Consider the following 14,874-nt stretch of genomic DNA (forward strand, 5'->3'; position numbering starts at 1 on the left):
CCGGTCAACAGGGCGCTGCACAGGTCCCAGAACGACGCGTCGAAACTGGGCGAGGCGAACTGCAACACCCGGCTGCCCGGCGCCACGCCGAGCCGCTCGACCTGCGCCGCCACCAGACCCGACACCCCGCTGTGGCTCACCACCACACCCTTGGGACGACCCGTCGAACCCGAGGTGTAGATCACGTACGCCGGGTGCCGGGCGTCCACCACGACACCCGGATCGGCCTCCGGCCAGTCTCCTCCGGTCACCATCGTCGGATCGTCGACCAGCAGCGCCGGGCAGGCGTCCGCCAGCATGTACGCGATCCGCGACGCCGGGTACGACGGGTCCACCGGCAGATACGCGGCACCGGCCTTCAGCACACCCAGGACGGCCACCACCGACTCCACCGAACGCGGCAGCGCCACCGCCACGACCTGCTCCGGACCGACCCCACGGGCGATCAGCGCATGCGCGAACCGGTTCGCCCGCGCACTCACCTGACGGTACGTCAGCGAGACGTCGCCATGGACGAGGGCGACCGCGTCCGGCGTCGCCGCCACCTGCACCGCGAACAGCTCCGGCAGGCTCGCCGTGGTCGCCGCACCGTCGACGGCGGGCAGCAGCTCGCGCCGCTCCTCGGCGGACAGCAGGTCGATCCCGCCGATCGGCCGGTCCGGATCGGCGGCGACCGCCGCCAGCAGCCGGGCCCACCGCGCGACCAGCGCCTCGACCGTCGAGCGGTCGAACAGGTCGCTGCCGTACTCGACCGCACCGCTGAGCCCGACCGGCTCGCCGTCCGGTCCGTACTCCTCCGCGAACCCGAAGGTGAGGTCGAGCCGCGCGGTCCCGGTGAGCACGGTCACCCCGGAGACCAGGAGACCCGGCAGCTCGAAGTCACCACCCGGCGCGTTCTGCACGACCAGCCCGGTCTGGAACAGCGGGTGGTGGGACAGCGAGCGGGCGGGGTTCAGCGCCTCCACCAGGTGTTCGAACGGCACGTCCTGGTGCGCGTACGCCTCCAGCGCCGTCTCCCGCACCCGCCGCAGCAGCTCGGCGAAAGTCGGATCGCCGCTCGTGTCGGTGCGCAGCACCAGGGTGTTGATGAAGAACCCGACGAGGTCGTCCAGCGCCTCGTCGGTCCGGCCCGCGATCGGGCTGCCGATCGGGATGTCCGTCCCCGCGCCCAGCCGGGTGTACAGCGCGGCGAGCGCGGCCTGCAGCACCATGAACAGGGTCGCACCCGAGCGTCGCGCCAACCCCACCAGCGCGGCGTGCAGTTCGGCATCGATCCGGAGTTCCAGCAGGTCGCCGCCGTACGACATGGTGGCCGGGCGCGGCCGGTCGGCAGGCAGCTGCAGCTGCTCGGGCAGCCCGGCCAGCGCCTCCGTCCAGTAGGTGACCTGGCGGGCGAACACGCTGTCGGCGTCCTGCTCGTCGCCCAGGATCTCGTGCTGCCACAGGGTGTAGTCGCCGTACGTCACCGGCAGCGGCGGCCAGGCCGGCGCCCCGCCACCGTGCCGGGCCGTGTAGGCGGTCGCCAGGTCACGGGCCAGCGGGCCCATGGACCAGCCGTCCCCGACGATGTGGTGCATGACCAGCAGCAGCACGTGCTCGTCCGGTGCCACCGCGAACAGCTCCGCCCGCAGCGGTACTTCCGAGGTGAGGTCGAAGCCGCGCACCGCCGCCTCGCGCAGCAGGGCGGCCAGCTCCGCCCGGCCGGCCGCGCGCACGGTCAGCGGGACAGCCGCCTCGGCTGCGTCCAGCACCCGCTGGTACGGGACTCCGGCGAGGTGCGGGAAGACCGTGCGCAGGGTCTCGTGCCGGGCCACCACGTCCGCGAGCGCGGCGCCCAGCGCCTCCCGGTCGAGGTCGCCGGTCAGCCGCAGTGCCAGCGGCATGTGGTAGGTGGCGCTCGGCGCGCCGAACTGCTGGAGGAACCAGAGCCGGCGCTGGGCGAACGACAGCGGCATCGGCTCGCGGCGGGGCCGGGGCGCCAGGGCCTGCCGCGCGGCGCCGGCACCGTGCAGCCCGGCCGCCAGTCCGGCGGGTGTCGGGGCCCGGAACAGGCTTCGCAGCTCCAGTTCGACCCCGAGCGTTGCCCGGACCCGGGAGACCAGCCGGGTCGCCAGCAGCGAGTGCCCGCCCAGCTCGAAGAAGTCCTCGTCGACACCGACCTGGCCCCGGCCCAGCACCTCCGCGAACAGCTCGCACAGGATCTGCTCCTGCGGGGTGCGCGGCGCGCGGCCGCCGGCGGCCGGGCTCACCGCCTCGGGCGCGGGCAGCGCCGCCCGGTCCAGCTTGCCGTTCGGGGTCAGCGGCAGCGCGTCGAGCAGCACGAAGGCGGACGGCACCAGGTAGTCCGGCAGCCGCTCCCGCAGGTACGCCGCCAACGCCGCCGCCGTCACCCCGCCCCCGGTGGGCACCACGTACGCGACGACCCTGGCCTCGTCCCGGTCCTCGCGGGCGAGCACCGCCACCTGGGCCACGCCCGGGTGCGCGGCCAGCACCGCCTCGATCTCGCCGGGCTCGACCCGGAAGCCGCGCACCTTCACCTGGTGGTCCACCCGACCGGCGAACTCCAGCTCGCCTTCCCCAGCCTCCGGCCGGGGGGACCCGCATGCCCGCCAGCGCACCACATCGCCGGTGCGGTACATCAGCGAGCCCGCCGGGCCGTACGGGTCGGCGACGAAGCGCCCGGCGGTCAGCCCGGGCCGGTTCAGGTAGCCCCGGGCGAGCCCCGCCCCGGCGAGGTACAGCTCGCCGAGCACCCCGGGGGCGACCGGCCGCAGGGCCGCATCCAGCACGTACACCCGGCAGTTGGCGATCGGACGGCCGATCGGCACCGGCAGCGGGCAGTCGGCGGGGTCGGCCGGCAGCGGGTACGCGGTGATCACATGGGTCTCGGCGGGCCCGTAGTGGTTGTGCAGCGTCAGGCCCGGGCGACGGGCCTGGAAGCGACGCACCGCGCCGCCGAGCCGCATCGCCTCACCGGCCTGCGCGACCAGCCGCAGACTCGGCAGCTCCAGTCCGGCCTCCTCCGCGGCCTCGGCCAGCGCCTCGACCACCAGGTTGGGTGCGAACAGCTCGGCGACCTGGTGCCGGTCCAGCCAGTGCGCGAACAGCTCGGCGCTGCGCCGCTGCTCCTCGGTCGGCACCACCAGCGTCTTGCCGTACAGCAGCGCGGAGAGCACCTCCTGCACCGAGACGTCGAAGCTGATCGCGGTGAACTGGGCGACACGCGCGCCTGGTTCGCCGCCGACGGCCCGGTGGTGCCACGCCAGCAGGTTCAGCAGTCCGGCGGCGGGCATCACCACGGCCTTGGGCCGGCCGGTCGAGCCGGACGTGTAGATGACGTAGGCCGGGTGCCGGGCGTCCACGGCGACGGCCGGATCGTGCTCCGGCTGCTCCTCACACGGTGTGACGGCCGCGAGGTCGTCGAGCACCACGACCGGCCGGGCGTCCTCCAGCATGTACGCGATGCGAGCGGCCGGGTAGTCCGGGTCGACCGGCAGGTACGCGGCGCCGGTCTTGAGCACCGCGAGGACGGCCACCACCAGTTCGGCGGAGCGCGGCAGCCGCAGGGCGACGACCTGCTCCGGCCCCACCCCGCGGGCGATCAGCGCGTGCGCCAGGCGGTTGGCCCGGCGGTTCAGCTCGCGGTAGGTCAGCTCGGTGGACTCGAACAGCACCGCCGGGGCCTCCGGGGTCGCCCGGACCTGCGCCTCGAACAGCGCCGGCAGCGTGGCGGCGGGAACCGTACGCGCGGTGTCGTTGCGCGCGACCAGCAGCTCGTGCCGCTCCTCGGCGGTGAGCACGTCGATCCGGCTGAGCGGCCGGTCCGGCTCAGCGACCACCGCCGCCAGCAGCCGCAGCCACCGGCCGACCAGGGCCTCCACCGTGGCGTGGTCGAACAGGTCGGCGCGGTACTCGACCCGCCCGACGATGCCCTCGGCGGTCCCGCCGCCGCGCTCCAGCAGGTGGAAGCCGAGGTCGAACATCGTCGTCGGCGTCCGCACCAGGACGATCTCGGCGGCCAGGCCGCTCAGCGTGAAGTCCGTGCGAGGCGTGTTCTGCAGCGCGAGCAGCACCTGGAACAGCGGCTGACGGGCGAGCGACCGGGCCGGGTTGACGGCCTCGACGACCTGCTCGAAGGGCAGGTCCTGGTGCGCGTACGCGCCGAGCGCGCCCTCCCGGACCCGGCCCAGCAGCTCGGCGAAGGTCGGATCGCCCGAGGTGTCCGTACGGAGCACCAGGGTGTTGACGAAGAACCCGACCAGATCGTCCAGCGCCTGGTCGGTCCGGCCCGCGATCAGGCTGCCGACCGGGATGTCCGTGCCCGCGCCGAGCTTGTCCAGCAGCGATGCCAGGGCGGCCTGCAGCACCATGTACACACTGGCGCCGTGCTCCCGGCCCAACCGGACCAGCCCGGCGTGCAGTTCCGCGTCCAGTTCGACCGCGAGGTGGCCGCCGGAGTGGGAGGGGGTCGCGGGGCGGTGGCGGTCGGCGGGGAGCCGGATCTGCTCCGGCAGGTCCGCCAGCGTCCGCTTCCAGTAGGCCGTCTGACGGCCGAACAGGCTGTCCTGGTCGGTGGATTCGCCGAGCAGTTCGTGCTGCCACAGGGCGTAGTCGGCGTACTGCACGGGCAGCGGCGCCCACCGCGGTTCCTCGCCCCGGCGGCGGGCCGCGTACGCGGTGGCCAGGTCGGCGGCCAGCGGGCCCAGCGACCAGCCGTCACCGGCGATGTGGTGGATCACCAGCAGCAGCACGTGCTCGTCCGGCGCCGTCTCGAACAGCTCGGCGCGCAGCGGCGGTTCGGCCGCGAGGTCGAATCCGCGCGCCGCCGTCGTCGCCAGCAGCCCCGGCAGGTCCGCCTCGCGGACCCGGGTGACGGGCAGCCGCGGCGGGGCGGTCCCGGCGTCCAGCACGTCCTGGTGGGGCACCCCGTCGACCTGGGGGTAGATCGTGCGCAGGCTCTCGTGCCGGGCGACGACGTCACCGAGAGCCGCGTGCAGGGCGGCCCGGTCGAGCTCGCCCGTCAGCCGCCACGCCAACGGCATGTTGTAGACCGGGCCGGCGTCCTCCAGCTGGTGCAGGAACCACAGCCGCTGCTGCGCGAAGGACAGCGGCACGGTGCCGGGCCGCTCCGCGCGGCGCAGCGCGAGCCGTGCCCGGCCGGCCCCGCCGAGCCCGGCGGCGAGCCCGGCCACCGTCGGCGTCTCGAACAGGGTGCGCAGTTCCAGCTCCACCCCGAGGGCCGCGCGTGCCCGGGCGACCAGCCTGGTCGCGAGCAGCGAGTGCCCGCCGAGGTCGAAGAAGTCGTCGTCGACCCCGACCCCGGCCACGCCGAGCACCTCGGCGAACAGCCCGGCGAGGATGTGCTCCTGCGCAGTGCGCGGGGCCTGGCCGGCCCGTGCCGCGGTGTACACGGGCTCGGGCAGGGCCCGCCGGTCCAGCTTGCCGTTGACCGTCAGCGGCAGGTTCTCCAGGGGCACGAACGCGGCCGGGACCATGTAGTCCGGCAGCCGCTCGCGCAGGTACGCCCGCAGCGCCTCCGGCCGGAGTTCCGCCCCGGCGACGGGCACCGGGTAGGCGACCAGGCGCCGGTCCTGCGCCCGGGCCTGCCGGACGATCACGGCGGCCCGGGCGACCTGCGGGTGTTCCGCCAGTGCCGCCTCGATCTCGCCGAGTTCGATCCGGAAGCCCCGGACCTTGACCTGGTCGTCGGTCCGGCCGAGGAAGTCCAGGTTGCCGGACGCGTCCCAGCGCACCAGGTCCCCGGTGCGGTACATCCGCCCTCCTCGCCCGCCATCGGGCCGGGGGCGCCTCCCAGCCTCCAGGCCGGGGGCGAGGGGCCCGGATCCGCTCGGCTCGAACGGGTCCGCGACGAACCGCCCGGCGGTCAGCCCCGGCCGGTTCAGATAGCCGCGCGCCAGGCCCGCGCCCGCGATGTACAGCTCGCCCGGCACGCCCGGGGGCACCGGCTGCAGCCTGCCGTCGAGCACGTACAGCCGGACGCCGCCGAGCGGGCGGCCGATCACCGGGCGCGGGCTCGACCCCAGCGGCGCGACGACCGAGTCCACCGTGCACTCGGACGGCCCGTAGTAGTTCAGGCAGGTCACCCCGTCCGCTGCCCGCAGCCGCTCCCACAGCTGCTCCGTCACGGCCTCCCCGCCCAACCCGATCAGCGACGGACGCCACTGCGGGTGGTCCAACAAGCCGTGTGCGACGAGGACTTCCAGATAGGACGGGGTGCCGCCGACGAGGTCCAGCCCGGCCCGCGCGGCGTACGCGACGAACGCGTCCGGGTCGGACCAGGTCGCCTCGTCCACGACGTGCAGCTCGTGGCCGGCGTACAGGCCGAGCAGCTGGTCGCAGGAGGCGTCGAAGGACACCGACGTGGTCAGCCCCATCCGCACCCGCTCCCCCGTCCGGAACATCAGCGGACGCTGGTTGGCGAACAGGTTGAACAGGCCGCCGTGCGTCGCCACCACGCCCTTGGGCCTGCCGGTGGAACCGGAGGTGTAGATGACGTAGGCCGGGTGGCCCGGATCGACGGCCACCGCCGGGTCCGTCGCCGGGCGATCCGCCACCAGGGCGGCCGTCTCCGGGTCGTCGGCCACCAGCCGGCCGGCCGGGCCGTCCGGCAGCCGGTCCCGGGTGCGGGAGTCGGTCACCACCAGGACCGGCCGGGCGTCGTCGAGCATGTACCCGATCCGCGCGGCCGGGTACTCCGGGTCGACCGGGAGGTACGCCGCGCCGGTCTTGAGCACCGCGAGGATCGCCACCACCAGCCCGGCCGAGCGCGGCAGCGCCACCGCGACCAGCCGCTCCGGGCCCGCCCCGCGCGCGATCAGCGCGTGCGCCAGCCGGTTCGCCCGCGCGTCCAGCTCCGCGTACGTCAGGGACGCTTCCGGCCCCACCACCGCGACGGCGTCCGGAGTCGCCCGCACCTGGGCCCGGAACAGCTCCGGCATGCTCGCGGTGAAGGCCCGGGCCGCCGGGCCGGACCCGAGCGCCGTCAGGTCGCCGCGCTCCTCGGCGGTGAGCAGGCCGAACCGGCTGAGCCGCCGCCCCGGGTCGGCGACCGCGGCGCGGAGCAGCCGCTCCCACCGCCCGATCATCGTCTCGACGGCCGCCGGGTCGTACAGGTCGTCGGCGTACTCGACGAAGACGTCGAGCCCCTCCGGGGCGGGGGCGCCTCCCGGGCCGCCGGGCCCGGTGGGACCGTCCTGCGCGTGCCGCTCGGACATGGTGAAGATCAGGTCGAGCTTGGCGGTGGTCGAGGTCGACGGCACGTCCTCGACGCGCAGTCCGGGCGGCGCGAAGTCGGCGCGGGGTGCGTTCTGCAGCACCAGCATGACCTGGAACAGCGGGTGGTGCGACAGCGACCGGGACGGGTTCAGGACCTCGACCAGGTATTCGAACGGAAGGTCCTGGTGGGCGTACCCGGCCAGCGCGGTGTCCCGGACCCTGCCCAGCAGCTCGGCGAAGGTCGGATCGCCCGAGGTGTCGGTGCGGAACACCAGGGTGTTGACGAAGTAGCCGACCAGCTCGTCCTGTGCCTGGTCGGTCCGGCCCGCGACCGGGCTGGCGACCGGGATGTCGTCGCCCGCGCCGAGCTTGCTCAGCAGCGCCGCCAGCCCCGCCTGGAGCACCATGAAGAGGCTGGTGCCGTGCGCGCGGGCGAGCTCGCGCAGGCCGCGGTGCAGCTCGGCGTCCAGTCCGGCGTGCACGGAACCGCCCCGGTGCGAGGCGACGGCCGGGCGGGGCCGGTCGGTGGGCAGCTGGATCCGCTCCGGCAGATCCGCCAACTGCCGGGTCCAGTAGGCCGCCTGGCGGGCGAACAGGCTGTCCTGGTCGGTGGATTCGCCCAGCAGTTCGTGCTGCCACAGGGTGTAGTCGGCGTACTGGACCGGCAGTTCCTCCCACCGGGGCTCCTCGCCCCGGCAGCGCGCCGTGTAGGCGGCGGTCAGGCCCTGCGCGAGCGGGCCCAGCGACCAGCCGTCGCCCGCGATGTGGTGGAGCACCAGCTGGAACACGTGCTCGTCCGGTGCCAGCTCGAACAGCTCGGCCCGCAGCGGCACGTCGACCGCCAGGTCGAAGCGGCGGGCCTTCGCTTCCGCCATGACGGTCGGCAGCCCGGCCTCGGTGGTGCGGCTCAGCTGCAGGCGGGGGCGGGCCGCCACGACGTCCAGCACCTGCTGGTGCGGCACGCCGTCCACCGCCGGGAACACGGTGCGCAGGCTCTCGTGCCGGGCCACCACGTCCGCCACGGCGGCCTCCAGGGCCCGCCGGTCCAGGCCTCCGGACAGCCGCCACGCGAGGGAGATGTGGTAGTTGGCGCTGGCGCCCTCCAGCTGGTGCAGGAACCACAGCCGCCGCTGGGCGAACGACAGCGGGATCGCCTCGGGGCGCTCGCGCCGCGCCAGGGCGGCCTGCGCCGGTCCGGCCGCCACCAGGGCTGCGGCCAGGCCGGCCGGGGTCGGCGCCCCGAACAGGGTGCGCAGCGGCATCTCGACGCCGAGCGTCGCGCGGATCCGGGCCGCCAGGCGGGTGGCCAGCAGGGAGTGACCGCCGAGGTCGAAGAAGCCGTCCTCGACGCCGGCCGACGCCACGCCCAGGACCTCGGCGAACAGCTCGCAGAGGACCTGCTCCTGCGGGGTGCGCGGCGCGCGGGCGGTGGCCGCCGGGGCGAGGTCGGGGGCGGGCAGGGCCCGGTGGTCCAGCTTGCCGTTCGCGGTCAGCGGCAGCACGTCCAGCACCACGAACGCGGAGGGCACCAGGTGCTCCGGCAGCCGCTCGGCCAGGTAGGCGCGCAGCTCGGCCGGGCGCGGGGCGGCCTCGTCGGCCGGCACCAGGTAGGCGACCAGCCGGGTGTCGTCGGCGCGGTCCTGCCGGGCGAGGACGGCGGTCTGGGCGATGCCGGGGTGCGCGGCGAGCGCCGCCTCGATCTCGCCGAGCTCGATCCGGAAGCCGCGCACCTTCACCTGCTGGTCGGCCCGGCCGACGAAGCTCAGGCTGCGGTCCGCAGCCCGGCGCACCACGTCGCCGCTGCGGTACATCCGGGAGCCGGCCGGGCCGAAGGGGTCGGCGACGAAGCGCCCGGCGGTCAGGCCGGGCCGGTTCAGGTAGCCGCGCGCCAGGCCGGGGCCCGCTACGTACAGCTCGCCGGGCACGCCCGGGGCCACCGGCCGCAGGTGGGGATCCAGCACGTAGGCGCGCAGGTCCGGCAGGGCCGTGCCGATCTGCCCGGCGGCGTCGCCGGAGCCGTCGAGCGCGGTGTGCGTGACGTGCACGGTGGTCTCGGTGATGCCGTACATGTTGACCAGCCGCGGCGCGTCGTCCGGGTGCCGCTGGTACCAGCTCGCCAGCCGGGCGTGCTCCAACGCCTCGCCACCGAACACCACGGTGCGCAGGGCGAGTTCGGGCCCCTCCTCGCGGTCCGCCTGCATCAGCTGGTAGAACGCGGACGGCGTCTGGTTGAGCACCGTCACCCGCTCGCGGGCGAGGAGTTCCAGGAACCGGCCGGGCGAGCGGCTGGTCTCGTGGTCGACGACCACCAGCCGGCCGCCGTGCAGCAGCGGGCCCCACAGTTCCCAGACCGAGAAATCGAAGGCGTAGGAGTGGAAGAGCGTCCACACGTCCTCGGCGGAGAAGCCGAACAGCTCCCGGGTGGTGTCGAACAGCCGCACCACGTTGCGGTGCGGGACCACGACGCCCTTGGGGTGGCCGGTGGAGCCGGAGGTGTGGATGACGTAGGCCGCCTGCCCGGGATCGACCGCGACCGGCGGGTCGGTGTCCGGCTGTCCGGCCAGGTCGGCGGTGTCCAGCAGCAACCGCTCCACGCCGTCCGCTCCCGGCAGCTCGCCGGCCGCGCCGGTCGTCACCAGCAGCGCGGGTCGGCCGTCCTGGAGCAGGTAGGCGATCCGGGCCGCCGGGTACTGCGGGTCCACCGGGAGGTACGCGCCGCCCGCCTTCAGTACGGCGAGCACCGCCACGACCTGCTCCGCCGAGCGCGGCAGGGCCAGCGCCACCAGCTGCTCCGGGCCCACCCCCCGCGCGATCAGGGCGTGCGCGAGTCGGTTCGCCCGGGCGTTCAACTCACCGTAGGTCAGGGTGACTTCGCCGTCCGTCAGGGCCGCTGCGGCCGGGTTCGCCCGCGCCTGCCGCTCGAACAGCGCGGTCAGGCCGCTCTCCGGCAGCTGCTCGCCCTGGTCGGCAGGAGCCGGGAGCAGCGCCCGGAGCTCCTCGGCGGACAGCACGTCCACCCGGCCGATCCGACGGCCCGGGTCGGCGACCACGGCCCGGAGCAGGCGCAGCCACCGATCGACGATCCCGGCCGCGGTGGCCGCGTCGAACAGGTCGGTGCTGTACTCCAGCACGCCCGACAGGCCGTCCTCGCCGGGCCGTTCGGCCAGGACGAAGGTCAGGTCGCACTTGGCCGTCCCCGTGGGGACCAGGTCGGTCGTCACCCGCAGCCCCGGCAGCTCGAAGCCGCCGAGCGGCGCGTTCTGCAGGGCCAGCATGGTCTGGAACAGCGGGTGGTGCGCCAACGTCCGGGTCGGGTTCAGCGCCTCCACCAGGTGCTCGAACGGCACGTCCTGGTGGGCGTACGCGGCCAGCGCGTCCGCGCGTACCCGGCCGAGGAGTTCGGTGAAGGTCGGGTCGCCGGAGAGGTCGGTGCGCAGCACCAGGGTGTTGACGAAGCAGCCGACCAGCTCGTCCACGGCCTCGTCGGTGCGCCCGGCGATCGGTGTGCCGATCGGCACGTCGGTGCCGGCGCCGAGTTTGCCCAGCAGGGCGGCCAGTCCGGCCTGGAGCACCATGAAGAGGCTGGCCCCGCCGTCCCGGGCGAGCGCGCGCAGGCCCTGGTGGAGCTCGGCGTCGATCCGCACCGGCAGGTGGGCGCCCCGGTAGGACATCGCGGTCGGCCGGGGCCGGTCGAACGGCAGCTCGACCTGCTCCGGGAGGTCGTCCAACTGTTCCTGCCAGTAGGCGAGTTGGCCGTTCAGCAGGCTTTGCGGGTCGGCGCCGTCGCCGAGCAGCGCCCGCTGCCACAGGGTGTAGTCGGCGTACTGCACGGGCAGCGGCGACCACTCCGGCTTCGCACCCTCGGAACGGGCCGCGTAGGCGGCCGTCAGGTCCCGCGAGAGCGGTCCCGTCGACCAGCCGTCACCGGCGATGTGGTGCACCACCAGCAGCAGCACGTGCTCCTCGGCCGCCGTCCGGAAGAGTTCGGCGTGCAGCGGCGGCTCCTCGGCGAGGTCGAACCCGTACCGGGCCGCCTGCGCCAGCCGCTCCGGCAGCTCGCGTTCGTCGAGTTCGGTCACCCGCAACCGCGGCCGGGCCTCCTCGGGGTCCAGCACCCGCTGGCACGGCGCGCCGTCGACCGTGGGGAAGACGGTGCGCAGGCTCTCGTGCCGCTCGACGAGGTCCGCCAGGGCGGCCTCCAGGACCCGCTGGTCCAGGCTTCCGGACAGCCGCAGGGCCAGCGGGATGTTGTAGGTGGCGCTCGGGCCCTCCATGCGGTGCAGGAACCACAGCCGGCGCTGCGCGAAGGACAGCGGAACGGTCTCCGGCCGCTCGCGCCGCTCCAGCGCCGGACGCGCCCGACCCGCGACGTCCACGGCGGCGGCGAGTTCCGCCACCGTCGGCGCGTCGAACAGGTCGCCGAGCCTCAGCTCCACACCGAGGACCGAGCGGGCCCGGGCGACCAGCCGGGTGGCCAGCAGGGAGTGTCCGCCGAGGTCGAAGAAGCTGTCGTCCAGCCCGGGCTCGGACACCCCGAGCACCTCGGCGAACAGCCCCACGAGCAGGTGCTCGGTCGCGGTGCGCGGAGCACGGCCCGGCGCGGCGGGCTGCCGCTCGGGTGCCGGCAGGGCCCGCCGGTCGAGCTTGCCGTTCGGGGTCAGCGGCAGCGCGTCGAGCAGCACGTACGCGGTCGGCACCATGTGCCGGGGCAGTCGGTCCCGCAGGTGGTCACGCAGGGCGGTGTCGGTCACGGTGGTGCCGGGCTCGGGCACCGCGTAGGCGACCAGCCGGGGTTCTTCCCCGGTGCGCACCAGCACGGCGGCCCGGGCGACCAGCGGGTGCTCGGCGAGGACGGCCTCGACCTCGCCCGGTTCCACCCGGAAGCCGCGGATCTTCACCTGGTCGTCCGTGCGCCCGAGGAACTCCAGGCTGCCGGACTCCTCCCAGCGCACCCGGTCGCCGGTGCGGTACATCCGGGAGCCGACCGGCCCGAACGGGTCCGCCACGAACCGCCCGGCGGTCAGCCCCGGCCGGTTGAGGTAGCCGCGGGCCAGGCCCGCGCCCGCGATGTACAGCTCACCCGCCGCACCGGCCGGCAGCGGCCGCAGAGCGCCGTCGAGCACGTACAGCCGGGCGCCCGCGACGGGTCGGCCGATCACCGGGTGCGGGCTCGAACCAGCCTGTGCGACAACCGAGTTGACCGTGCATTCGGACGGCCCGTAGAGGTTGAGGCCGCGCACCCCCTCGGCCTTCCGCAGGTCCGCCCAGAGCTGCTCCGGGACGGCCTCGCCGCCCGCCGCGACCAGCGCCGGCCGCCACCGCGGGTCGCTCAGCAGCCCGTGCGCGACCAGGACCCGGAGGTAGGACGGGGTGGCCTCGACGTAGTCGAGCCCGCAGCGCGCGGCGTAGCCGACGAAGGCGTCCGGGTCGGTCCAGGTCGCGTGGTCCAGGACGTGCAGCTCGTGGCCCCCGAACAGGGCGAGCAGCTGGTTCCAGGAGGCGTCGAACGACACCGACGTGGTCAACGCCACCCGCAGCCGCCGCCGCTCCTCCAGCACCGGCGCGAAGTGCACCTGCCGCAGGTCGGTGAGCAGGTTGAGCAGGCCGCCGTGGGTCGGCGCCACGCCCTTGGGCCGTCCGGTGGAACCGGAGGTGTAGACGACGTACGCCGGGTGGCCCGGATCGATGTCCACTGCCGGGTCCGCCGCCGGACGACCCGCCACCAGGGCAGCCGTCCGCGGGTGGTCGAGCACCAGCCGTTCGACGGGCCCGGCCCCGGGCAGCCGCCCCTCGCCGCGGGAGTCCGTGACCACCAGGTCCGGGCGGGCGTCGTCCAGCAGGTAGGCGATCCGGGCGGTCGGGTACTCGGGGTCCACCGGAACGTACGCCGCGCCGGTCTTGAGCACCGCGAGGACCGCCACCACCAGCTCGGCCGAGCGCGGCAGGGCGACCGCCACCAGCCGCTCCGGGCCCGCGCCCCGGGCGATCAGGGTGTGCGCCAGCCGGTTGGCCCGCGCGTCCAGCTCCGCATAGGTCAGAGAAACGTCGCCGCACACCAGCGCGACCAGCTCCGGGGTCGCCCGGACGTGCTCGCGGAACAGCTCCGGCAGGCTCGCGGCCGGGGCCGGCGCCACCGGCCCGGCGCCGAGCACCGCCAGCTCGCGTCGCTCCTCGGCGGTGAGCAGTTCGATCCGGCCCACCGGCTCGTCCTGGTCGCAGTCCGCGAGGGTGTCCAGCAGCGCGAGCAGTCGCTGCTGGTGGGCGGCGAGGTCGTCGTCGCCGTACGCCTCCGGCGAGCCGTGCAGCCGGAGCAGCGGCGGGTTCCCGTCCCGGTAGTCGAAGACCCAGACGGCGAGGTCGGTGGTCGACCCGGACACGAAGTGGTGCACGTCGGCGGGGTGCCCGGCGAAGCTCGGCCTGGAGTTGAAGGCCATGATGTTGACGATCAGCGGGAACGCCGTTCCGATGCCGCCGGGCGCGCCGAGGTCGCGCAGCAGGTCCTCGCTGCGGTAGCGCTCGTGGGCGACGGCCGTCCCGACCTCCCGCGCCGCCTGGGCGACGAGTTCGCGCCACGGCATGTCCGGGCGCACCGTCAGGCGCAGCGGCACCACGTTGGACATGGTGCCCGGCACCGCCGTCAGGTCGCGGTCGGCGCCCCGACGGGCGGTGACGGGCATGGCGAGCACCACGTCCTGGTCGCCGGTCAGCCGGTGAGCGTAGAGCGCCGTCGCCGCGATCAGCAGCCGGGACCACCGGACGCCGGAACGTCCCGCCGCCGCCCGCAGGGCGTCCGGGCGGTGCAGTTCCCGCTCCTCGGCCAGGCGGAGGGCTCGGTGCGGGTCGGTCGCGGGGGTGTCGGTGAGTCGGGTCGGGGCGGGCAGGTCGGCGAAGCGCTCGGTCCAGTAGGCGCGGTCGGCGGCGAAGTCGGTGGACGCGCGGTAGGCGGCGTCGCTGTCGACCAGGTCCCGCAGCGAGCCGAACGGGCACGGCGGTACGGCGTCGCCCTCGGCGAGCGCCGAGTACACCTCGCCGACCCGCTGCCGGAGCATGGCGCTGCTGATCGCGTCGAGCACCACGTGGTGGTAGTTCAGGTACCAGAGGAATTCCGTCGGCGACGCCTTGATCAGCGCATGGCCGAACAGCGGGTCGCGGGCGAGGTCCAGCGGGCGCAGCAGGTCCCGTTCCATCCACTCCTCGGCGGCCGCGCGGGGGTCGGGCTCCCCGCTGAGGTCGAGGTGCGCGGGCGCCCAGTCCCAACTCTCCCGGAGGACCTGGCGCGGGCCCTCGCCGTCGTCGACGAAGGTCACGTGCAGGGCGTCGACCTCGTCGACGACCCGGCGCAGCGCGGTCTCGAACAGCTCCCGGTCCACCGGCCCGTGGATCTCCAGGCACTCGCCGACGCGGTAGCCCGGGATCGGCGTCCGGGAGCTCTGCTCGGCGAGCCAGATCTCGCGCTGGGCGGCTGTCAGGGGAAGCGCGTCGCCGTCGCGACGGGACATGGGGGTACCTCCGAAAGTGTGGGCAGGCGTGGTGGCGGGGCACACCGGGGCGCGCCGACCGCGGTGGCGTCACGCGGTCGGCGGGCGGGTGGCGGGTGGCGCGGCTTTCTGCGGTCAGGCGGCGAGTTCGCCGGCCTGG

General features: G+C 75.0%; 1 protein-coding gene. It reads right to left on the bottom strand.

Going from position 1 to position 14,874, the window contains the following annotated elements:
- Positions 1 to 14,735: amino acid adenylation domain-containing protein (locus ACIQVZ_RS40990; RefSeq protein ID WP_402457859.1), on the bottom strand; the 14,735-nt coding region annotated here is incomplete at its 3' end.
- Positions 14,736 to 14,874: the final 139 nt, after the last annotated feature.

Origin of the sequence: Kitasatospora sp. NPDC098663 (genome assembly GCF_044760075.1) — a bacterium.
Lineage (GTDB): Bacteria > Actinomycetota > Actinomycetes > Streptomycetales > Streptomycetaceae > Kitasatospora.